The sequence below is a fragment of the Marinibactrum halimedae genome, assembly GCF_021234875.1.
GTDB lineage: Bacteria > Pseudomonadota > Gammaproteobacteria > Pseudomonadales > Cellvibrionaceae > Marinibactrum > Marinibactrum halimedae.
Genome location: NZ_JAJQVM010000011.1, coordinates 77,175 through 98,622, shown reverse-complemented (window position 1 = coordinate 98,622; position 21,448 = coordinate 77,175). Strand labels below are relative to the sequence as shown.

Here is a 21,448-nt window from a genome sequence, read left to right as displayed (position 1 = left end):
TTCCACATCACAAATCAAATCGCGATAATACCTGATCTTTTATCGCACTGCACAGATTCTGGGGAGTATTAGGGTGGAAAATCAAGAGCTTAGAAAGGCGGGTCTTAAAGTTACCCTGCCGAGAGTAAAAATTTTGCAAATCTTGGAGACCTCTGAGCAGCGCCATTTAAGCGCTGAAGATGTATTTAAGTCATTAATGGATGCGGGTGAAGATGTCGGCTTGGCAACGGTCTATCGAGTTTTAACTCAATTTGAAACCGCAGGTTTGGTTGAGCGACATAACTTCGATGGTGGGCATTCCGTATTTGAATTAGACCGTGGCGACCATCATGACCATATGGTAAATGTGGACACTGGCGAAGTGATTGAGTTCCACAACGAGGAAATTGAGCGTTTACAGGAAGAAATTGCTGCAAGCCACGGTTTTAATTTGGAAGGCCACAGTTTGGTACTTTATGTTCGTTCGAAAAAATAGCGTATTGGATAATTTGTTCAACGTTAGCTCGTTTTAAGTTAATTAGGCCGAGATTGATATTCGGCCAATTCGAGCATCTCCCTCGCGTGAGCCAGTGACTGCTCTGTTTCATTGCCGCTGAGCATACGGGCAATTTCGGTTACTTTTGTGTCGCCCTGTAAAGACTCTAACGTGCTGGTTGTGCTCTGGCGAACTTGGTGTTTGCTGACTCGAAGGTGGTGATGAGCTTTGGCGGCTACCTGTCCAAGATGGGTGACGCACAGTACTTGGGTACGATCTCCAAGGCGCCGTAGTAAATGTCCTACCACATGAGCCGTGGCGCCACCGATCCCCACATCCACTTCATCAAAAATGATCGTCGGTACTTGCACTGCATTGGCGGTCACCACCTGAATGGCAAGGCTAATACGAGAAAGCTCACCGCCAGAAGCCACTTTGGCCAATGGTCTTGCGGCGGCCCCAGGGTTGGTGCTGACTAAAAATTCAATTTCTTCTAACCCTTCTTTTCCGGGAGTGTCTTGGTGATTTAGGGTGATCTCAAACTGGGCGTTCATCATGTTCATCTCTTTAAGGAGTTGATTGACGGACTTAGACAGGTGCTTTTGTGCTGCTTCGCGCTTCTTGCTCAGCTTTGAGGCTTGTAGAGTGAGCTCTTCGTAGCAGAGTTGGGTTTTTTTTGTCAGTGATTCTAAATTGACATCACTGTCTCGAAGCTGGGTGGCTTCTTGGGCCAGCTCCTGGGTTAGTTGGTCCAGTTGATGAGGTTGCACGCGGTGTTTTCGCGCGCACTCATAGATTGTGGACAATCGCTCTTCGACAAAGTCTAAGCGTTCCGGGCTTAGGTCGCAGAAGTTGATATGGCGCTCTATTTCTTGGTGAGCTTCTTGTACTTGAATTTGCGCGTTAAGGAGGAGGCTTTCTGCTTCGGACAGATGAGTATCTTTGTAAGGGATATTTGAGAGAATGTGTAATGCGTTATGAAGTGCTCCGGATATGCTGTGGTCTTCCCCTGCACAGAGGTTGGCAAGCTGATAACTGCTGTGCAACGTCGACTCTATGGTCGTGAGGCGCTTTTGTTCCTCTTCTAACGCTTCTAATTCATTCTCCTGTAAGTTGAGTAGTTCCAATTCATGAAGCTGTTCTTCCAACAGTGTTAGTCGTTCTTGATTCTCTGCTTGGGTTTGGTCGATGATCTTGCATTTTGAGTTTAGATCTTTCCATGTGGCCCAGGTTTTGGCCACGCTGTGTGCAAGGGCAGTGTGCTGTCCAAATTCATCCAGTAAGGTTACATGGGTTTCTTTGCGTAGAAGGCCCTGGTGAGCATGTTGGCTGTGTAAGTCGATCAGCTGGCTGCCAAGGGCCTTGAGTTGAGAGGCGGTCACAGGTTGACCGTTGATATAGGCTCGAGATCGCCCCTCCTGAGTAATGATTCGGCGCACTAAACATTCTTTATCCGCGTACTCATTATCGACAGAAAGATCATTATCGTTAAGCCATTGCTGTACCGCTGGGCGTTGAGACACATCAAATTGGGCGCTGATATCGGCACGTTGCTCTCCAGCTCGAATGCGGTCTGCATCAGCCCGATCTCCAAGGGTTAAGCCAATGGCTTCTAGTAAAACGGATTTTCCTGCACCTGTCTCCCCCGTTACCGCTGTCATACCGGGTTGGATTTCGAGTTCCAGTGATTTCACTAATGTGAAGTTGTGAATGCTCAAGTGGGTTAGCACAGTGGGCGCTCCGTGTGTGATGTTGAGTCTATTTTTAGATCAATGCATGTCTTTTTATACAGTAATTTTTGCTGTTGTTCCACCGTTTGTCGGTATATTTATGGAGTAAGGTTGGTTGTTGTTTCAGCAAAATGAGGAAGAGAGACTCTTGAATGTAATATCGATGTCCCCATATAACAGGCAGAATTTTGGGGGGCTAATGCGGAGAAATTGACGCATTTTTCCTGCCAACTGATGATGAATTATGGTTTAGATAATCGGAGTGAAAGGTGTCTAACGAAGAGCAAAAACCTCAAGAAGAATTGGATGCAAAAGCACAAGACCCACAAGAAGCGGTCGAATCCGTAGAAGATGTGGAAGTAGAGCAAGAGCTTGGTGTGGAAGAGGCAGTTGATGTTCAGGCTTTACAAGATGAAGTTGCTGAATTGAAAGACCAGCTTTTGCGTACTCAGGCTGAGGCACAAAATATCCGTCGTCGCGCTCAACAGGATGTAGAGAAAGCGCATAAATTTGCGTTAGAAAAGTTTGCCGGCGACATGTTGAGTGTTGCGGATAACCTAGAGCGTGCGACAGCCTCTATCAATAAAGACGATGAGTCTCTCAAGCCTGTTTTGGAAGGGGTTGAGCTAACGTACAAAACGTTAGTGGATGCATTGAAGCGCCATAGCGTTGAGCAAGTGGACCCTGCTGGAGAGCCGTTTGATCCGCAACTTCATCAGGCTATGAGCATGATCGAAAATCCAGATGTTGAGCCGAGCACCGTGATTGAAGTTTTCCAAAAAGGCTACACATTAAATGGTCGATTAGTGCGTCCTGCCATGGTGGTAGTGAGTAAATCCGCTGGTTAAAAATCAGTAAATTTCTTGTTGAATGGCCTTGAAATCAAACCCCACGGGCCAATATACACAGCAAGACAGTGAGAACGAGAGCGGGACATCCAGTGATACCGCTCGATAACACCGACTCAGTTTTCAAAAGTTAAGATTTTCGGAGATAGGAAATGGGCAAAATTATCGGTATCGACTTGGGCACAACGAACTCTTGTGTGTCTGTCCTTGAAGGCGATGCAGCCAAGGTAATCGAAAACGCCGAAGGTGATCGCACTACCCCATCAATTGTTGCGTTCACCGATGACAGTGAAATTTTGGTTGGGCAAAGTGCCAAGCGCCAGTCAGTTACCAACCCAATAAATACGTTATTCGCCGTTAAGCGTTTGATTGGACGTAAATTTACCGACGATGTTGTGCAAAAAGACATTTCAATGGTGCCTTATACCATTGTAGGTGCAGACAACGGCGATGCATGGGTAGAAGTGAAAGGCGATAAAAAAGCGCCGCCTCAAGTTTCCGCCGAAGTATTGAAAAAAATGAAGAAAACCGCCGAGGACTATCTTGGCGAAACCGTAAGCGAAGCAGTTATTACGGTTCCTGCGTATTTTAATGATTCACAGCGTCAAGCCACTAAAGATGCTGGGCGTATCGCGGGCTTGGATGTAAAGCGTATCATCAACGAGCCAACCGCTGCGGCATTGGCCTATGGTATGGACAAAGCCAAAGGTGATCGCACCATTGCGGTTTACGATTTAGGTGGCGGTACTTTCGATATTTCCATTATTGAAATCGCAGACGTTGATGGTGAGCATCAGTTCGAAGTGTTAGCCACGAACGGCGATACCTTCTTAGGTGGTGAAGATTTCGATTTGCGTTTGATCGAATACTTGGCCGACGAATTCAAAAAAGAAAATGGCATCGACCTTCATAACGATCCATTGGCTCTGCAGCGTTTAAAAGAAGCGGCAGAAAAAGCCAAGATTGAATTGTCTTCTAGCCAGCAAACCGAAGTGAATCTGCCATACATCACTGCAGATGCAACGGGGCCAAAACATTTGGTGGTTAAATTGACTCGCGCCAAGTTGGAATCGTTGGTAGAAGAATTGGTAACTCGCTCCATCGTGCCGGTGCAAACGGCATTGAAAGATGCCGATCTTTCTGTATCTGACATTGACGATGTTATCTTGGTCGGTGGTCAAACCCGTATGCCAATGGTTCAGCAAAAAGTGGCTGAATTCTTCGGAAAAGAAGCGCGTCGTGATGTTAACCCAGACGAAGCGGTTGCCATGGGTGCTGCCATCCAGGGTGCGGTATTGGCTGGTGACGTTAAAGATGTCTTGTTGCTTGATGTCAGTCCATTGACGCTCGGTATCGAAACCATGGGTGGTGTTGCAACCCCGTTGATTGAGAAAAACACCACGATTCCTACCAAGAAATCGCAAGTATTCTCAACCGCCGAAGACAATCAAACAGCGGTAACTATTCACGTTGTTCAAGGTGAGCGTAAGCAAGCGGCACAAAACAAATCTTTGGGTCGTTTCGACTTGGCGGATATTCCACCTGCGCCGCGCGGTATGCCTCAAATTGAAGTGACTTTTGACATCGACGCCAACGGTATTTTGAACGTTAGCGCAAAAGACAAGGCCACGGGTAAAGAGCAATCCATCGTGATTAAAGCGTCTTCTGGTTTGAGTGATGACGAAATCGATAAGATGGTACGTGACGCCGAAGCAAATGCTGAAGCGGATAAGAAGTTTGAAGAGTTGGTTTCTGCGCGCAATACCCTTGATGGCTTAGTCAGTGCGACCAAGAAAACCTTAACTGAAGCAGGCGATAAAGCAACCGAGGAAGAGAAATCTGCCATCGAAGCGGCGATTGCTGAAGCGGAAGAGGCTGTTAAAGGTGATGACAAAGCAGCTATGGACGCAGCAACCACTAAATTGACCGAAGCGTCTAGTTCTCTTGCTCAAAAGATGTACGCGGAGCAAGCAGCACAACAGCAGCAGGAAGGTGGCCCAGAGCAAGCGTCTCAAGGCGCTGAGCAGCCAAAGAAAGATGACGGTGTTGTTGACGCTGAATTTGAAGAAGTCAAAGACGATCAAAAGTAATTTGATTGAGTGAGTTGGTGGGAGCAATCGCTCTCCCGACTTTGTGCTCAGATGCCGAATTTGGGTACAACGCGCCATAACGCGGGCATTGCCCGCGTTTGGTCTATCTGGAATAAGCCCCCGTTGGGAAAAACAATCGCAAATCAGAAATCTAGCCCATGTCTAAACGTGATTATTATGAAGTGCTCGGCGTTGACCGTGGCGTAGACGAGAAAGAGCTGAAAAAAGCTTATCGTCGAGTAGCAATGAAATACCACCCGGATCGTAACCCGGATGATAAGGCGGCTGAAGATAAGTTTAAGGAAGCCAGTGAAGCCTACGAAGTGTTGTCGGATGCGCAAAAGCGTGCGGCATACGACCAGTTTGGTCATGCCGGTGTGGAAGGGCAGGCTGGCGGTGCAGGCGCACAAGGTTTTGGTAACTTCAGCGATATCTTTGGCGATGTTTTTGGGGATATTTTTGGCGGTGGCCGTGCTGGCGGTGGTCGAGGTGGTCCTGCGCGAGGTTCGGATCTACGTTATACCCTCGATCTTGATCTAGAGGACGCCGTTCGTGGCACCACGGTTAAAATCAAAGTGCCCACGATGGTTACCTGTAAGACCTGTGATGGTTCGGGTGCGAAGCCGGGATCAAAACCTATTACTTGTGGTACGTGTGGAGGCCATGGCCAGGTCAGAATGCAACAGGGTTTTTTCTCTGTTCAACAAACATGCCCCAAATGTCATGGTCGCGGTACTATCATTTCAGACCCTTGTGGAAGCTGTGGTGGTCGTGGTCGTGTAGAAGAAACGAAAACCCTTTCTGTTAAAGTCCCAGCAGGTGTAGACAGTGGTGACCGTATTCGTCTTGCCGGTGAGGGTGAAGCGGGGCCGGAGGGCGGCCCAAGTGGTGATTTGTATGTACAAATTGCGGTAAGGCAGCACTCAATCTTCGAGCGAGAAGGTAATAATTTGTATTGTGAAGTGCCCATTAGTTTCGTTGACGCAGCCCTGGGTGGTGAAATAGAAGTTCCGACACTGGATGGCCGAGTCAAGTTGAAAGTGCCGGAAGGTACTCAGTCTGGCAAGTTGTTCCGCTTGCGAGGCAAGGGTGTTGTGCCTGTACGAGGTGGGGCGACTGGGGATTTGATGTGTCGAGTCGTTTTGGAGACTCCGGTGAATCTGACGAGCAAACAGAAAGAATTGCTCAGAGACTTCCAGGGGTTGATGAAAGGCGAGAAAAACAGCCCAAAACAAAACACATGGTTTGAGGGCATGAAAAATTTTTTCGGTGATATGAAAATCTAAACCTGTTGGGCACTGGTATCTCAATGATCCCGGTGTCTGATTGGCTCCCTATCGGCGAAACCGTTCTAATTCGCTGCTTTTCTTCGTTGTGTTGTATGTCTGTACGCCTCTATGTTGGCGTAATCTTAAGTTAACAAGTTCAAACAAATTTAAAAGGGTTGAGGTATGTCAGTTCGAGTAGCAGTCACTGGTGCCGCTGGGCGCATGGGCAAAATTTTAATTGAGGCAGTGACGTTAAACCCAAGCACAGAATTGGCGGCCGCCATTGAGCGCCCGGAGTCAACATTGATCGGTGTGGATGCAGGTGAACTGGCAGGAGTTGGCCATGCAGGGGTTGCTGTAGTGGGTAGTCTGCAAGAGGTGGTTGACCAGTTTGATGTATTGATTGATTTCACTGTTCCGCAGGCGACGTTAGCCAATGCCTATGTGTGTGCCGCTTCAGGTAAGTCATTAGTTGTCGGCACTACCGGTTTTACCGAGGATGAGAAAGCGGAATTGCTGAGCGTAGGCATAAAGTCAGGTATGTGTATTGCCGCGAATTATTCCACCGGGGTGAATGTGAGCTTGAAATTGCTTGAACTTGCGGCAAAAGCCATGGGGGATGATGTGGATATTGAGATCGTCGAAGCGCACCATCGTCATAAGGTTGATTCGCCTTCTGGTACGGCATTGGCGATGGGGGAGGCGGTTGCTGACGCGATTGGTCGTAATCTTCAGGATGTGGCTGTGTATGGGCGAGAGGGTATTGTTGGTGCCCGCGATCGTGAAACGATTGGTTTCGCGACGGTTCGTGGTGGTGATGTGGTCGGGGATCACACCGTAATGTTTATGGCTGAGGGTGAGCGACTTGAAATTACCCATAAAGCTTCTAGTCGGATGTCTTTTGCTCGCGGTGCGGTTCGTGCGGCAGCTTGGTTGGTGGGGCAGTCTCCAGAGGTCTATTCCATGAAGGATGTATTGGGATTAGAGTAATTTTTAAGTTTCAACAGGGGAGGCCTTCCCATTAACGTCGAGAAAAGCGGCAAACAGTTGCGTTTTATTCGAAAAAAGCCATTAAAATTCGTTGGTTTATACTGAGTCGTGGACACTTGACAGACAGTTACAGTAGAATCTCACGCCGAGTTCAGGTTGGCTGAGTAACCTGCCTGACATTCGTGGCAATTAGGGTGTTGAAATGTCAGTTTAAGAGATTACTGTCAGGTCGCTCCTACCGTGTCGAATAGATGCAAGCCACGCAAATACAGAATGCTGTTGTTGATAGAAAGCGAGATAGGGTTAGCCTTGTCTCGCTTTTTTTGAACAAATTCTTTACCTGTTTACCCTTTAATCTGTGATCTACACTCCTCGCACGACACTGCTTGTGGTGCGGAGGGCTAACTCGAACCTTAATTTTATTGGTAGCCAATAAGAGTAAGTATTGAATCGGAGTAGGTACTAATAAGTAGATGCTAATAAGTAGGTACTAATAAAAGGTAGGTACCAATTAAGGGCAGGTGCTAATAAGGGTAGATACTAATAAGAGTAGGCACTAATAAAAGATGCCTTTGAAGGTGCAGCTTCATAAATAAGGGTATGCGTTAGTAACCCCTATTTGGGAACCTTGTGTAGGAAGCCTCATGGACGACTCGACAAGAGATGAGGACGTCACTGCTCACTTGCCACAATTTGGTGAAGCTACTGAGAAAGCTGCTATACCGGAAATTGTGTGCGGTAATGTTTTATCTAATTTTCGCAAGTTTTCATTTGAGCAATTGTCGGATTGCTTAAATTCAGCCAGAGGTTATGAGGAGGTCGACTTGATTACTGGGCATAAAAGACCCGCAATTTTGGTTCTGGAAGATGGTAGTGTATTTCGTGGCTCTGCTATCGGGGCGGAGGGTATTTCGGTTGGTGAGGTGGTGTTCAACACTTCTATGACTGGCTATCAGGAAATCCTCACTGACCCATCTTACGCAAAACAAATCGTTACCTTAACTTATCCTCATATCGGCAACACCGGTACCAATTCAGAAGATGAAGAATGTGATCGCATTTGGGCTGCTGGCCTTGTGATCCGAGACTTACCCCTCCTTGCCAGCAATTTTCGCAACCAGCAATCTTTGGACGAGTACCTAACTCAGCATAACATCCTGGGGATTGCGGATATCGACACTCGACGACTGACCCGAATTCTAAGAGATAAAGGCGCTCAGAATGGCTGCATTATGGCTGGTGAAGTCAATGAGCAAAGTGCCTTAGAAGCGGCTAAAGGTTTTGATGGCCTCAAAGGTATGGATCTGGCCAAAGTCGTTAGTACGGAATCTGCGTACCCCTGGCAAGAGGGCAGTTGGGTATTAGACAGTGGCTTTAAAAAGCCAGAGCTGAAAGAAGGCGAATCTTTTAAAGTTGTTGCCTATGACTTTGGAGTGAAGCGTAATATTTTGCGTATGTTGGCGGATCGAGGCTGTGATCTTACGGTGGTTCCTGCTCAGACTCCAGCTTCTGAAGTGTTGGCAATGAATCCTGACGGGATTTTCCTATCGAACGGCCCTGGAGACCCAGAGCCATGTGATTATGCGATTTCAGCGATTAAAGAGATTTTGACCACTGATATCCCGGTATTTGGAATTTGTTTGGGGCATCAGCTTTTGGCTTTAGCCAGTGGGGCAAAAACCCTAAAAATGAAGTTTGGACATCATGGTGGCAATCACCCCGTGCAAGATTTGGCGGATAAAACGGTCATGATTACCGCTCAGAATCATGGGTTTGCGGTGGATGCAGAGGCGTTACCTGCTAATTTGGAAGCGACTCATGTATCGCTGTTTGATGGTTCTCTTCAAGGAATTTGTCGCACGGATAAGCCGGCGTTCAGTTTTCAGGGGCACCCTGAGGCCAGTCCGGGTCCACACGATGCGGCCCCACTGTTTGATCGCTTTATTAGCTTGATGGAAGCGCGACGGGGCTGATAACGCAAAGCCCTCTTTGGCGATCGGGTTTAATGAATTCAAAAAGCCCGGTTGAAGTGTGAGATTCACGAATTCGACAACAAGAAACCGCTATGCCAAAAAGAACAGACATTCAAAGTATTCTAATTATCGGTGCAGGCCCTATTGTGATTGGTCAGGCCTGCGAATTTGATTATTCCGGTGCACAAGCTTGTAAATCCCTCCGTGAGGAGGGGTACCGAGTGATTTTGGTAAACTCGAATCCAGCCACCATTATGACTGACCCCTCGATGGCCGATGCTACTTATATCGAGCCTATCGAATGGCAAACCGTTGCCAAGATTGTAGAAAAGGAACGCCCGGATGCCATTTTGCCAACCATGGGTGGACAAACCGCATTGAATTGTGCGTTGGCGCTACATGAGAACGGCGTCCTTGAGCAGTTTGGTGTTGAATTAATTGGTGCAAATTACGAGGCAATTCATAAGGCTGAAGATCGCTATAAGTTTGACCAAGCGATGAAACGTATCGGCCTTGAGTGCGCCCGTGCCGATATTGTCCATTCCTTAGAAGAGGCTATGGAAGTGCCGAAGAAATTCGGCTTTCCGGTCATCATTCGTCCATCTTTTACTATGGGTGGCTCCGGTGGTGGTGTCGCGTACAACTGGGAAGAATTTGAAGAGATTTGCCTTCGTGGTTTAGACCTCTCCCCTACCAATGAGTTGTTAATTGATGAATCGTTGCTGGGCTGGAAAGAGTACGAGATGGAGGTGGTGCGAGACAAAAACGACAACTGCATCATTGTTTGCTCTATCGAAAACTTTGACCCGATGGGTGTCCATACCGGTGACTCCATTACCGTTGCCCCTGCGCAAACGTTAACGGATAAAGAACTGCAAATTATGCGCGATGCCTCATTGGCCGTTTTGCGTGAGATTGGTGTTGAGACCGGTGGCTCTAACGTTCAGTTTGCGGTCAACCCAGATAATGGGCGTTTGGTGGTGATTGAAATGAACCCCCGTGTATCGCGCTCGTCCGCACTGGCATCAAAAGCAACAGGCTTCCCTATTGCTAAAGTGGCCGCTAAGTTGGCAGTGGGTTACACGCTGGACGAATTGCAAAATGACATCACAGGCGGTGCAACGCCTGCTTCATTTGAGCCAAGTATCGATTATGTAGTGACAAAGATTCCTCGCTTTACCTTCGAGAAATTCGGGGATGCGGATGCTCGTCTCACTACACAAATGAAGTCGGTTGGTGAGGTAATGGCGATTGGCCGTACCTTCCAAGAATCTATGCAAAAAGCTTTACGTGGTTTGGAGGTGGGTTCTTGCGGTTTTGAGCCAAAGGTAGACCTGACCTCGGATGAGGCCATCGATAATATTCATCGTGATTTGACTACCCCCGGTGCTAATCGCGCCTGGTATGTGGCAGATGCTTTCCGTGCAGGCATGAGTGTGGAAGATGTGTTTCAGGCATCGAAAATTGATCGTTGGTTCCTGGTTCAAATCGAAGAGTTGGTAAAAATAGAGCAATCTCTTTCGTCGATGCCATTGACTGATATTGACGCATCTAACATGTTTCAACTTAAGCGTAAGGGCTTTTCTGATCAGCGTTTGGGTCAATTATTGGGAGTCAGCGAAAAAACAGTTCGCGATCATCGCCGCAAGCTCAATATTTATCCGACGTATAAGCGTGTGGATACCTGTGCAGCAGAGTTTAGCACCGACACAGCTTATCTTTATTCTACCTATGAAGAAGAGTGTGAGTCGAATCCAAGCGGTCGTGACAAAATTATGGTTATTGGCGGTGGCCCAAACCGTATTGGACAGGGAATTGAGTTTGACTACTGCTGTGTTCACGCGGCGTTGGCAATGCGTGAAGACGGGTTTGAGACCATCATGGTCAACTGTAACCCTGAGACGGTCTCTACCGATTACGATACCTCTGATCGCTTGTATTTTGAACCGGTTACCCTAGAAGATGTACTTGAAATTGTGCATAAGGAAAAACCAAAAGGGGTGATCGTGCAGTTTGGTGGTCAAACACCGTTAAAACTTTCCCGTGCTTTAGAGGCAGAGGGTGTCCCCATTATTGGCACCAGCCCGGAAGCAATTGACCGGGCTGAAGATCGTGAGCGTTTCCAGCAAATGATTGAGCGCTTGGGGCTTAAACAGCCTTCCAATGCCATTGTTCGCTCCACTGAAGAGGCGGTTCGCCGAGCTGAAGAAGTTGGCTACCCATTAGTTGTTCGCCCTTCGTATGTTTTGGGGGGGAGAGCAATGGAGATTGTCCACAAAGAGTCCGAACTGCGTACGTATATGCGTGAGGCGGTGCAGGTTTCTGAGGATGCACCGGTGTTACTGGATCATTTCCTAAATTCGGCGGTGGAAGTGGATATCGATGCGGTTTCCGATGGTGAGAAGGTCGTTATTGGAGCCATCATGCAGCACATTGAGCAGTGTGGTGTGCATTCGGGGGATTCTGCATGTTCATTGCCTCCTTACTCTCTGCCAAACGAAGTTCAGGATGAAATGCGTGAGCAGGTCAAGCGGATGGCCGTTGAGTTGGGAGTGGTGGGATTGATGAATGTACAGCTTGCCTATCAAGATAATGAGATTTATGTCATTGAGGTGAATCCTCGCGCATCGCGAACAGTGCCATTTGTATCCAAATGTATTGGGGTTTCGCTTGCTAAAGTGGCAGCGCGCTGCCAAGCTGGACAGTCCCTGATTTCCCAAGAATTTACGGAAGAAGTGGTACCCAGCTATTACAGCGTGAAAGAAGCGGTATTCCCCTTCAATAAATTCCCTGCGGTGGATCCTATCCTTGGGCCAGAAATGAAGTCTACAGGTGAGGTCATGGGCGTTGGCGATACCTTCGCTGAAGCCTACGCAAAAGCCCAGTTGGGATCTGGCTCAGGTATTCCTACAGAGGGCACGGCCTTTTTGAGTGTCCGTGATTTTGATAAACCGAAAGTGGTGTGTGTTGCGAGAGAGTTGACAGACCTTGGGTTTAAAGTGGTTGCCACCCCAGGTACAGCTGCTGTGATACAAGAGGCGGGTGTGTCGGTTGAGAGTGTGAACAAGGTTAACCAAGCTCGCCCAAATATCGTTGATTTGATTAAAAACGATGGTGTCGACTTAATCATTAATACCACTGAAGGAAAAAAAGCCATTCAAGACTCGGCTGATATACGTCGCAGCGCAGAGGCGCATTCGGTGTATTACACCACCACATTGGCCGGTGGTGAGGCGGTTTGTATGGCATTACGCTTTGGAAAAGAGGTGGAAGTACGTCGTTTGCAAAATTTGCATGAACGCGTCAGAAACCAATAGGAGTAGTGACTGAATGACTAAATACCCAATGACAGTGGAAGGCGCACAAGCGCTAGAAGCTGAACTGGAGAAATTAAAAAAAGTAGAGCGCCCTCGTATCGTTGAAGCCATTGCAGAGGCTCGTGAACACGGCGACTTGAAAGAAAATGCCGAATATCACGCGGCGCGTGAACAACAGAGCTTTTGCGAAGGTCGTATTCAAGAAATTGAAGGCAAGCTCTCTAATGCTCAGGTAATTGATGTGACGAAAATGCCAGAATCTGACAAGGTCATTTTCGGTGTGACCGTAGACATCGTAAATGTGGATACGGACGAAACTGTTACCTACAAAATCGTCGGTGATGATGAAGCGGATGTTAAGCAGAATAAAATTTCTGTTAATTCGCCGATTGCCAGGGGTTTGATTGGTAAAGAAGTGGGTGATGTTGCAGTCATTCATACACCTGGCGGTGAAGTTGAATATGAAATTGACGAAGTGAAGTACATCTAAGTTCCGTAAAAGAAAAACCAGCCGTCTGGCTGGTTTTTTGTTTTAAGCATCCATTCACGCTGAATGCCCAGTTAGGGATAGTGATACCTTTCAGAAGCGCGATAGATTGGAAAGCTTTGGGTTCGGCTTTTCGGCTTTTCGAAGCAATAGAGCTACTTTTCCAATCTCTTGAACTACTTCGCTATGAGTCTGTGATGCCATCTCGGTAATGACGGTTTTTCGTAGGTCGCGATCATTGACGGCAACTTTCACTTTGATCAGCTCATGATCGTTGAGCGCTCGATCCAGTTCGGCTAATACGCCTTCGCTGAGTCCATTGCCAGAAATGGTGACGATCGGGGAGAGGTTGTGTCCAATATTGCGATATTTTTTACGTAAATCTGCACTTAATGCCATGGGTGATACCAGTCGTTCAGTTTATATAGCCAACAGGCCATTCTACCGGTGTTTGAGTATCTCATGAAGCTTTTACTTGTTTTTGATTGTGTAATCTGTGTTGAATCGTGGTGATATTCTTATTTTATGTTGATAGTGTAGCGCTCTACACTAAGGGCTTTTAAACGCGGGAGTATTTTGATCAATGGCGAGGTCCAAAAGCAGTGGTCGGTGGTTGCAAGAACACTTTAATGATCAATTTGTAAAGCAATCTCAGTCGGATGGCTACCGTTCTCGAGCAAGTTATAAACTGATTGAATTACACGAAAAAGATCGCTTGTTTCGGCCTGGAATGTGTGTTGTTGACCTTGGTTCTGCTCCGGGCGGTTGGTCACAAGTGGCGGCGCAGTTGGTGGGTGACTCTGGTGTAGTCTTCGCCTCAGATATTCTTCTGATGGACGGCATTGCTGGAGTGGAATTTGTACAAGGCGATTTTACCGAAGAGTCTGTTTATAACTGCCTAATGGATCGAATGGGTGAGTACAGTCACCAAGGAGCAGACCTTGTAATCTCTGATATGGCACCCAATATGAGTGGTATGGCCGACATTGATCAGCCAAGAGCCATGCATTTGGTCGAACTTGCTTTGGATATGGCGCGATCTGTTTTAAAGCGCAACGGAAATTTTGTTGCGAAAGTATTTCAAGGTGAGGGGTTTGATGCGTACTTTCAGGACTTGCGAGCAAGTTTCCAGTCAGTGGTAACACGTAAGCCAGATTCGTCCCGTGCTCGCTCCAGAGAAGTCTACCTTGTGGCGAAAGGCTTTAAATAATATGGTGGTTAGGGTGGAGTGCATAACCTGTTCATTCTTGGTGCTATAAATGATCACTTTAATGAACAATTTATCATGAGAAAACGACATTTAATGTAGAAGCCTTCCTCGTAAATATGACATCCTAATGTCACGGTTAAATTGAACGCTTCTATACTGATACTGACAGTTATTAAATGGTGAGGACCTGGGTGGAGTGCCCGGGATCAAAAAACCTCGAGGGTAGCCTCTTGAACGATATGGCAAAAAATTTATTACTGTGGCTTGTGATTGCTGCGGTACTTTTATTTACTTTTCAAAACTTTAGTTCTCCATCAGCGCCCCCAGAAGTTCCTTATTCTGATTTTATCGCTGAGGTGAAGTCTGACCGCGTCCAGCAGGTGGTCGTGGATGGCATCACAATTAAAGGTGAGCGACTGGATGGTACGAAGTTCTACACAAAACGTCCTGCACTCAACGACAGTAAGATTATGGACGACCTCTACAACCACAACGTAACTGTGGTTGGAGTTGAGCCTGAGTCTCCCAGTCTTCTTCAGCAGCTGCTGGTGGCGAGCTTCCCAATTTTAATCATTATTGCTGTTTTCATGTTCTTCATGAGGCAAATGCAGGGTGGTGCAGGTGGTCGTGGCAGCCCAATGAGTTTCGGCAAAAGCAAAGCGCGCTTGCTGGGTGAAGATCAAATTAAAACGACGTTTGCTGATGTCGCCGGCGTTGACGAAGCGAAAGAAGATGTTCAAGAGCTTGTGGAATTCTTGCGTGACCCGACACGTTTTCAGCGTTTGGGCGGAATGATTCCTCGTGGTGTATTGATGGCGGGCCCTCCTGGAACAGGTAAAACATTGCTTGCTAAAGCCATTGCGGGCGAGGCGAAAGTACCGTTTTTTTCCATATCGGGTTCTGACTTCGTTGAGATGTTTGTTGGTGTCGGTGCTTCGCGTGTGCGAGACATGTTTGATCAGGCGAAGAAACAAGCCCCATGTATTATCTTCATTGACGAGATCGATGCCGTTGGTCGTCATCGAGGTGGTGGCCATGGTGGTGGTCATGATGAGCGAGAGCAAACCCTGAACCAACTGTTGGTCGAGATGGATGGTTTCGAAGGCAATGAAGGTGTCATTGTTATTGCCGCAACCAACCGTCCTGATGTATTGGATAAAGCGCTATTGCGTCCTGGCCGTTTTGATCGCCAAGTTTTTGTTGGGCTTCCCGATATTCGTGGCCGAGAGCAAGTATTGAAAGTACATATGCGTAAAGTCCCTTTGGATGAGAGTGTCCAGGCGAGTGTGGTTGCTCGTGGTACACCTGGGTTTTCCGGTGCTGATCTTGCGAATTTAGTAAATGAGGCAGCGCTGTTCGCGGCAAGAGCGAACAAGCGTGTGGTTACCATGGAAGAGTTTGAAAAGGCACGAGACAAGATAATGATGGGTGCCGAACGTAAAACCATGGTGATGAGTGAAAAGGAAAAAGAAAATACGGCTTATCACGAAGCTGGACATGCCATTGTTGGCCGCCTTGTCCCAGAGCATGACCCAGTGCATAAAGTAACGATTATCCCTCGTGGTCGTGCATTAGGTGTGACTCAATTTTTACCTGAAGCCGACAAGTACAGCATCAGTAAGCGTGGTCTTGAGTCTCAGATTTGTTCTTTATTTGGGGGGCGAATCGCAGAAGAAATGACACTGGGTGCGGAAGGCGTTACGACAGGGGCTTCTAATGATATTGAGCGGGCAACCGATTTGGCTCGTAATATGGTAACTAAGTGGGGTTTGTCTGATCGATTGGGTCCACTTCATTATGGTGAAGATGAAAGCGGCTATCCGGGGGCAGGAAACACGAATTATTCAGGTGAAACTTCGAAAGCCATTGATGAAGAGGTTCGTGATATTGTAGATCGCTGCTATAAAAAAGCGGAATCTATCCTTGAAGAAAATCGCGATATCCTTGAAGCCATGAAGGATGCACTAATGGAATATGAAACCATTGATGCTGAGCAGGTGGATGACCTTATGGCACGTAAAAAGATGCGTCCTCCTAGAGATTGGCATGACGGTGGGTTTAATAGTCATATGAAGGGTGAGGGCTCTTCCTCGCAAGGTGATCAAGACTCTATTGGTGATCCTGCAAAAGATGTTTAGGTTTGTGCAACTTCTGTGATAAGTATAAACATGCTCTTTATACTTATTTAAAGCGCCGAAGATTATTTCTTCGGCGCTTTTTGTTTTTGAGTTTGACTATATCTTGATGCAACAACCCCTATTTGCGGCCACCTCTAAGGTGTCGTTTCGCTTGAAACCTATCTTATTTATCTAATGATGCTATCTTTTCTTCAGTGTGGAAATAAGCGCTTAAATCTTGAGCACCCTGTTGTCATGGGGATCTTAAATGTCACACCCGACTCGTTTTCCGATGGTGGTCAGCTTATAAATTGTGCTGGTCGCCAGGTGAGTGTTGATCGTGTGCTGAGAAAAGCGGAGCAAATGGTCGCCGACGGTGCTCTTGTATTGGATGTGGGGGGGGAGTCCACTCGGCCTGGGGCTTCACCGGTAACCACTCAGGAGGAATTAGAACGTGTGGTGCCTGTGGTAAAAGCGCTGGTAGAGAGGTTTGATGTTGTGATATCGGTGGATACCAGTTCCCCTGTGGTGATGTCAGAGTGTATTCAGGTTGGTGCCGGTTTAATTAATGATGTGAGAGCGTTATCTCGTGATGGTGCCATTGAGGTTGTATCCAATAGTCAGACTCCTGTTTGTTTGATGCATATGCAAGGGGCGCCCTCTAGTATGCAGGCACACCCTGTTTACGACGATGTGGTTCAAGATGTTCATCGATTTTTGAAAACGAGAGTGGATCAATGTGTGGCTTCGGGAATTGGTCGAGATTCAATTGTTATTGATGTTGGTTTTGGCTTTGGAAAGTCCTTGGAGCATAACATCGAGTTGTTGCGCCGTTTGGATGAATTTAATCGGTTAGGCTTGCCGCAGTTGGTGGGAGTTTCTCGAAAATCGATGATTGCGGGCATTACACAGAGAAAAAGTTTGACAGAACGGTTGCCGGGCAGCTTAGCAGTTGGAATGTCGGCTTTGTATAAAGGCGCTAAAATTTTGCGGGTGCATGACGTAAAAGAAACGGTAGATATGGTTAAGGTCTTTAATGTTACTCGTTGAACCGTATTAGTTGTTATTTGCTTTTATGGATAAGTTTCAGAGTAAAAGAAAAGTGCGTGAGGCGTGAATGGCCAATAAGAAAGTATATTTTGGTACGGACGGAATCAGAGGAAAGGTTGGGGATAAGGTCATCAACCCTGAATTTATGTTGCGGTTAGGGTGGGCTGTAGGTCAGGTATTGGCGGAAGAAGCTGTTTGTGAAGGCGGCCCTAGGTTGATTTTAATTGGAAAAGACACACGCATTTCGGGTTATATGTTTGAGTCTGCCCTGCAGGCTGGGTTAATTAGTGCGGGGGTTGATGTTGGATTACTCGGACCGATGCCTACCCCTGCTATTGCTTACCTCACGCGAACTTTTCAGGCTCGTGCAGGAATTGTCATTTCAGCTTCTCACAACCCTTACTTTGATAATGGGGTTAAATTCTTCAATAGTATGGGTGGCAAATTAGACGATCAGTTGGAACTCGCGATTGAGAGAAAATTGGAAGAGTCGTTAACAACGGTACAAAGTTTAGGTAAAGCTCGTCGTATTAACGATGCTCCTGGCCGCTACATCGAGTTTTGTAAAGGAACCTTACCGATCGGATTCAGTCTAGCTGGCATGAAATTGGTCATCGATTGTGCGAATGGGGCGACTTATCACGTGGCGCCGTCTATTTTTCGTGAATTGGGGGCTGATGTTGTTGTTATGGCTGATCAGCCTGATGGTTTAAATATTAATAAAGAGTGTGGCTCAACCCATCCAACGCGATTGCAGGCGAGGGTGATTGAGGAAAGGGCTGGCTTGGGTATCGCATTTGATGGAGATGGTGACCGGGTATTGATGGTTGATCACAAAGGGGAGCTTGTAGACGGTGATGAGCTTCTTTATATCATCGCTGCATTCTATAAGACTTTGCGGGGTGATTGTTCGGGTGTGGTTGGTACTCAAATGTCTAATTTAGGGCTGGAATTGGCTTTGGGTGAACTCAATATTCCTATGGTTAGGGCAAAGGTCGGAGACCGTTACGTTATTGAGGCGATGTCTAAAAATAATTGGAATATTGGTGGTGAATCGTCAGGTCATATCATCTGTCGTGAAGTCTCTACTACCGGGGATGGTATTGTTTCAGCGTTGCAAGTGCTTAGAGCGCTTGTGGAAAATGGCCAGTCTTTGCATCGAGCTAAGCAGTCCATGCGAAAGATGCCTCAAACAATGATCAATGTTCGTATTAAGGAAAGAGTAGATATTCACTCCTTTCAATCAGTGCAGGCCGCAGTCAATTCCGCTGAAGAACAGATGGGACGAAAAGGCAGAGTGTTATTGCGCCCTTCGGGAACTGAGCCCCTCATTCGAGTTATGGTAGAGGGAGAGGATCAAATTTTGGTTCGTGAGATTGCACAATCTTTGGCTGATGTTGTTGAAAAAGCGGTTGCATAAAAGCGTAAAGTTAATATAAGTATTTTGATGTGGACGCTGTTTGCCAACTCCATCTAGCTAATCTGGAATGTAGAATTTTTATCTTGTTGTAACTTCTATATAACTCATATACCATTGGCGCCCGTTTTCTGGGGTCGCCTGCGTCAATTGAAGAAAGGTTTTGTATGCGAAAATCTATTGTCGTTGCAAACTGGAAGATGCACGGTAGTACCGACCACATCAAAAGCTATGTATCTGATTTACATACTAAATATGATTCGGATGTGATCACAGATGTTGATTTAGTCTTTTGTCCGCCTACTGCTTATTTGCAATCCCTTAACTTAGAGCTTGCAAGTAATGAAGTATCGGGCGCAAATCATTGTGTGCTTGATAACTGCAAAATTGGCGGGCAAGATCTTTCGCACTATGTATCAGATGGTGCATACACTGGTGAAGTAAGCGGAAGAATGTTGTCCGATCTCGGTTGTCAGTACGTTATTATTGGCCACTCTGAGCGACGCCAGTATTTTGGTGAGAATGATAATTTGGTCGCAGAGAAGTTTATTGCGGCGATAAAATCTGGTTTAACTCCAATTTTTTGTGTTGGAGAAAATAAAGCGGAACGTGAGCGCGGTGAAACTTTAAGTGTTGTAAAGCGTCAGCTTCAAGAAGTTTTGGACTTGGCTTGCGGTGATGATCTTTTAAACTCAGTTATTGCCTATGAACCTATTTGGGCTATTGGAACTGGTTTGACTGCGACTCCTGAGCAGGCGAGCCAAGTTCATCGCTATATTCGTGATTTGCTGCCAAATAAAGGTATATCTATTCCTGTAATTTATGGTGGTAGCGTAAAACCTGAAAATGCGAAAGAATTGTTTTCGGAAGTTGATATTGACGGTGCCTTAGTTGGAGGTGCCTCTTTAAATGCTGGTAGTTTTTTAAGTATTGCTGCCTCTATAAAAGAGTAATCTAGCTAATAAATAAAAGCGTTTTGTTTTTAATGCTGGGTTGGTGTATTTTTTGTTAAATTACGATGTTTTGATTGTATTTAAATAGAAGAGTTGTTCATGGAAACAATTATTTTGTTGGCTCATGTACTCATCGCAGTTGCCATCATTGGTTTGATCTTATTGCAGCAGGGTAAAGGCGCTGATGCCGGAGCTTCTTTTGGTGCTGGAGCCTCTCAAACCGTTTTTGGAAGCCAGGGTGGTGGCAACTTTTTTGCGACTTTAACGGGTTGGCTAGCTTTTGCCTTTTTTGTAACCAGTTTTGTGATGTCCGTTTATGCAAAGCAAAAGTCGGATATTCCTGATGAAATGATACCTGCTGTAATTGAGCAGCAATCTCAAGAAATACCCATAGTCCCTGAAGGGTCTGTTGATGGTGGTTCTGAGGTCCCATCATTAATTGATGGAGGTGATGGAGAGACCTCTTCTCTAGATAAAGAATAGATTGTTGATGTTTATTGCCCAAGTGGTGGAATTGGTAGACACGCTATCTTGAGGGGGTAGTGGCGTAAGCCGTGCCGGTTCAAGTCCGGCCTTGGGCACCAAATATAAAGCCGAGCTGTCATACGATAGCTCGGCTTTTTTGTGTTTAAAATAATGGTTGTGTATATGTTGAGCAGGCCATTTGTTGGCTACTTAATATCAAAATATTTTACGCATTTATTTTTATTATTGGGTTGACCGAGCTAGGGGGCATCCCTATAATGCGCAGCCTCACTTAGCGGCACAGCTGTTAAGTTGTTTGAGTAGAGCAGATGCGGGGTGGAGCAGCCTGGTAGCTCGTCGGGCTCATAACCCGAAGGTCGTCGGTTCAAATCCGGCCCCCGCTACCAAACATAGAGAAGCAGAGTGTATTGAGTTTTTGATTGAAGTAAGAAACACGCTATACTTTGCTTGTCCGAAAAGACCCCTTTTAAGGGGTCTTTTCGTATCTGATGTTCCATCTTCTATGTTTAGAAGATGCTGATCTGGTGGGCTTTTAGGCCCATTTTTTGTATCTGGAATCTGGATTCGACGATTTCTATGACCTCACAACATCAAAAACTAAATGAGCTTCTTCGTCCAGCGGTAGAGGCTTTGTCATGTGAGTTTTGGGGGTTGGAGTACTTCACTCACGGTAAAAACACAGTCCTTCGCCTTTACATTGATAAAGATGGTGGAGTAGGTATTGAGGATTGTGAAAAGGTGAGTCGTCAAGTTAGTAGTATCTTGGATGTAGAGGATCCGATTGTCGGAGAGTTTACATTAGAGGTTTCTTCCCCTGGTGCAGATCGGACACTATTTACCCTTGATCAATATCATCGTTTCATTGGTGAGACAGTTTCCATCAAGTTGCGTGTTGCTTTTGAAGGTCGAAGGAAGTTTTCTGGTGTATTAGCCGGCGTGGAAGGTGAAGACGTTATTTTGGTGGTAGGGGATGAGGAGTATTTACTACCAATAGACTCGATCGATAAGGCCAATATTGTACCCAGGTTTTAAGGGTG

The 21,448-nt window shown here is 46.4% G+C and carries 17 protein-coding genes and 2 tRNA genes; 17 read left to right on the top strand and 2 right to left on the bottom strand.

What is annotated here, in order from left to right:
* Nucleotides 1-67 precede the first annotated feature (67 nt).
* Entirely contained in the window at nt 68-475 is a 408-nt protein-coding gene (gene fur / locus LU351_RS08350; RefSeq protein ID WP_232593643.1) for a ferric iron uptake transcriptional regulator, read from the top strand.
* 38 nt (nt 476-513) lie between these two features.
* On the opposite strand, the gene recN is transcribed toward fur, so the two are convergent.
* A complete protein-coding gene (recN, locus tag LU351_RS08345; RefSeq protein ID WP_232593608.1) occupies nt 514-2,205 on the bottom strand; it encodes a DNA repair protein RecN in 1,692 nt (563 codons plus the stop codon).
* A gap of 269 nt (nt 2,206-2,474) precedes the next feature.
* Between recN and grpE the strand changes: the two genes are divergently transcribed.
* From grpE to greA, 7 genes are all read left to right on the top strand, one after another.
* Nucleotides 2,475-3,053: a nucleotide exchange factor GrpE gene (gene grpE, locus LU351_RS08340; RefSeq protein ID WP_232593607.1), complete on the top strand. Its 579-nt coding sequence runs from the start codon at nt 2,475-2,477 to the stop codon at nt 3,051-3,053.
* Between the two features lie 152 nt (nt 3,054-3,205).
* Entirely contained in the window at nt 3,206-5,143 is a 1,938-nt protein-coding gene (dnaK, locus tag LU351_RS08335) for a molecular chaperone DnaK (protein WP_232593606.1), read from the top strand.
* Between the two features lie 158 nt (nt 5,144-5,301).
* Nucleotides 5,302-6,429 (top strand): molecular chaperone DnaJ, encoded by a 1,128-nt coding sequence (gene dnaJ / locus LU351_RS08330; protein WP_232593605.1) that lies wholly within the window; start codon nt 5,302-5,304, stop codon nt 6,427-6,429.
* Between the two features lie 165 nt (nt 6,430-6,594).
* Nucleotides 6,595-7,401 (top strand): 4-hydroxy-tetrahydrodipicolinate reductase, encoded by an 807-nt coding sequence (gene dapB, locus LU351_RS08325; RefSeq protein WP_232593604.1) that lies wholly within the window; start codon nt 6,595-6,597, stop codon nt 7,399-7,401.
* An 824-nt stretch (nt 7,402-8,225) separates the two neighbouring features.
* A complete protein-coding gene (gene carA / locus LU351_RS08320; protein WP_232593642.1) occupies nt 8,226-9,374 on the top strand; it encodes a glutamine-hydrolyzing carbamoyl-phosphate synthase small subunit in 1,149 nt (382 codons plus the stop codon).
* A gap of 92 nt (nt 9,375-9,466) precedes the next feature.
* On the top strand, nt 9,467-12,691 hold the full coding sequence (carB, locus tag LU351_RS08315; protein WP_232593603.1) for a carbamoyl-phosphate synthase large subunit: 3,225 nt from the start codon (nt 9,467-9,469) through the stop codon (nt 12,689-12,691).
* 13 nt (nt 12,692-12,704) lie between these two features.
* Entirely contained in the window at nt 12,705-13,181 is a 477-nt protein-coding gene (gene greA, locus LU351_RS08310; protein WP_232593602.1) for a transcription elongation factor GreA, read from the top strand.
* Nucleotides 13,182-13,271: 90 nt separating this feature from the next.
* On the opposite strand, the gene LU351_RS08305 is transcribed toward greA, so the two are convergent.
* Nucleotides 13,272-13,577, bottom strand: coding sequence for a YhbY family RNA-binding protein (locus LU351_RS08305; RefSeq protein ID WP_232593601.1), 306 nt, complete (start codon nt 13,575-13,577; stop codon nt 13,272-13,274).
* A gap of 184 nt (nt 13,578-13,761) precedes the next feature.
* Between LU351_RS08305 and rlmE the strand changes: the two genes are divergently transcribed.
* The 9 genes from rlmE to rimP all read left to right on the top strand — a co-directional run bounded on the left by rlmE (nt 13,762) and on the right by rimP (nt 21,443).
* Nucleotides 13,762-14,388: a 23S rRNA (uridine(2552)-2'-O)-methyltransferase RlmE gene (rlmE, locus tag LU351_RS08300; RefSeq protein ID WP_232593600.1), complete on the top strand. Its 627-nt coding sequence runs from the start codon at nt 13,762-13,764 to the stop codon at nt 14,386-14,388.
* A gap of 230 nt (nt 14,389-14,618) precedes the next feature.
* A complete protein-coding gene (gene ftsH, locus LU351_RS08295) occupies nt 14,619-16,526 on the top strand; it encodes an ATP-dependent metallopeptidase FtsH/Yme1/Tma family protein (RefSeq protein WP_463352383.1) in 1,908 nt (635 codons plus the stop codon).
* 174 nt (nt 16,527-16,700) lie between these two features.
* Nucleotides 16,701-17,555 carry a dihydropteroate synthase gene (gene folP, locus LU351_RS08290; protein ID WP_232593598.1) on the top strand — a complete coding sequence of 285 codons (855 nt, stop codon included), beginning with the start codon at nt 16,701-16,703 and terminating at the stop codon, nt 17,553-17,555.
* 67 nt (nt 17,556-17,622) lie between these two features.
* A complete protein-coding gene (glmM, locus tag LU351_RS08285) occupies nt 17,623-18,975 on the top strand; it encodes a phosphoglucosamine mutase (protein WP_232593597.1) in 1,353 nt (450 codons plus the stop codon).
* A 164-nt stretch (nt 18,976-19,139) separates the two neighbouring features.
* Entirely contained in the window at nt 19,140-19,925 is a 786-nt protein-coding gene (gene tpiA / locus LU351_RS08280) for a triose-phosphate isomerase (RefSeq protein ID WP_232593596.1), read from the top strand.
* 99 nt (nt 19,926-20,024) lie between these two features.
* Nucleotides 20,025-20,408: a preprotein translocase subunit SecG gene (secG, locus tag LU351_RS08275; RefSeq protein ID WP_232593595.1), complete on the top strand. Its 384-nt coding sequence runs from the start codon at nt 20,025-20,027 to the stop codon at nt 20,406-20,408.
* Between the two features lie 16 nt (nt 20,409-20,424).
* Nucleotides 20,425-20,509 (top strand) — tRNA-Leu (locus LU351_RS08270).
* A 211-nt stretch (nt 20,510-20,720) separates the two neighbouring features.
* Nucleotides 20,721-20,797: transfer RNA gene (locus LU351_RS08265), tRNA-Met, on the top strand.
* Between the two features lie 190 nt (nt 20,798-20,987).
* A complete protein-coding gene (rimP, locus tag LU351_RS08260) occupies nt 20,988-21,443 on the top strand; it encodes a ribosome maturation factor RimP (RefSeq protein ID WP_232593594.1) in 456 nt (151 codons plus the stop codon).
* The last annotated feature ends 5 nt before the right edge of the window (nt 21,444-21,448 follow it).

Bases quoted from the DNA above. Each gene is read 5' to 3' on its own strand.
- dnaK (WP_232593606.1), top strand. From the start codon at position 3,206: ATGGGCAAAATTATCGGTATCGACTTGGGCACAACGAACTCTTGTGTG.
- dnaJ (WP_232593605.1), top strand. From the start codon at position 5,302: ATGTCTAAACGTGATTATTATGAAGTGCTCGGCGTTGACCGTGGCGTA.
- dapB (WP_232593604.1), top strand. From the start codon at position 6,595: ATGTCAGTTCGAGTAGCAGTCACTGGTGCCGCTGGGCGCATGGGCAAA.
- carB (WP_232593603.1), top strand. From the start codon at position 9,467: ATGCCAAAAAGAACAGACATTCAAAGTATTCTAATTATCGGTGCAGGC.
- greA (WP_232593602.1), top strand. From the start codon at position 12,705: ATGACTAAATACCCAATGACAGTGGAAGGCGCACAAGCGCTAGAAGCT.
- LU351_RS08305 (WP_232593601.1), bottom strand. From the start codon at position 13,577: ATGGCATTAAGTGCAGATTTACGTAAAAAATATCGCAATATTGGACAC.
- rlmE (WP_232593600.1), top strand. From the start codon at position 13,762: ATGGCGAGGTCCAAAAGCAGTGGTCGGTGGTTGCAAGAACACTTTAAT.
- folP (WP_232593598.1), top strand. From the start codon at position 16,701: ATGATGCTATCTTTTCTTCAGTGTGGAAATAAGCGCTTAAATCTTGAG.
- glmM (WP_232593597.1), top strand. From the start codon at position 17,623: ATGGCCAATAAGAAAGTATATTTTGGTACGGACGGAATCAGAGGAAAG.
- tpiA (WP_232593596.1), top strand. From the start codon at position 19,140: ATGCGAAAATCTATTGTCGTTGCAAACTGGAAGATGCACGGTAGTACC.
- secG (WP_232593595.1), top strand. From the start codon at position 20,025: ATGGAAACAATTATTTTGTTGGCTCATGTACTCATCGCAGTTGCCATC.
- rimP (WP_232593594.1), top strand. From the start codon at position 20,988: ATGACCTCACAACATCAAAAACTAAATGAGCTTCTTCGTCCAGCGGTA.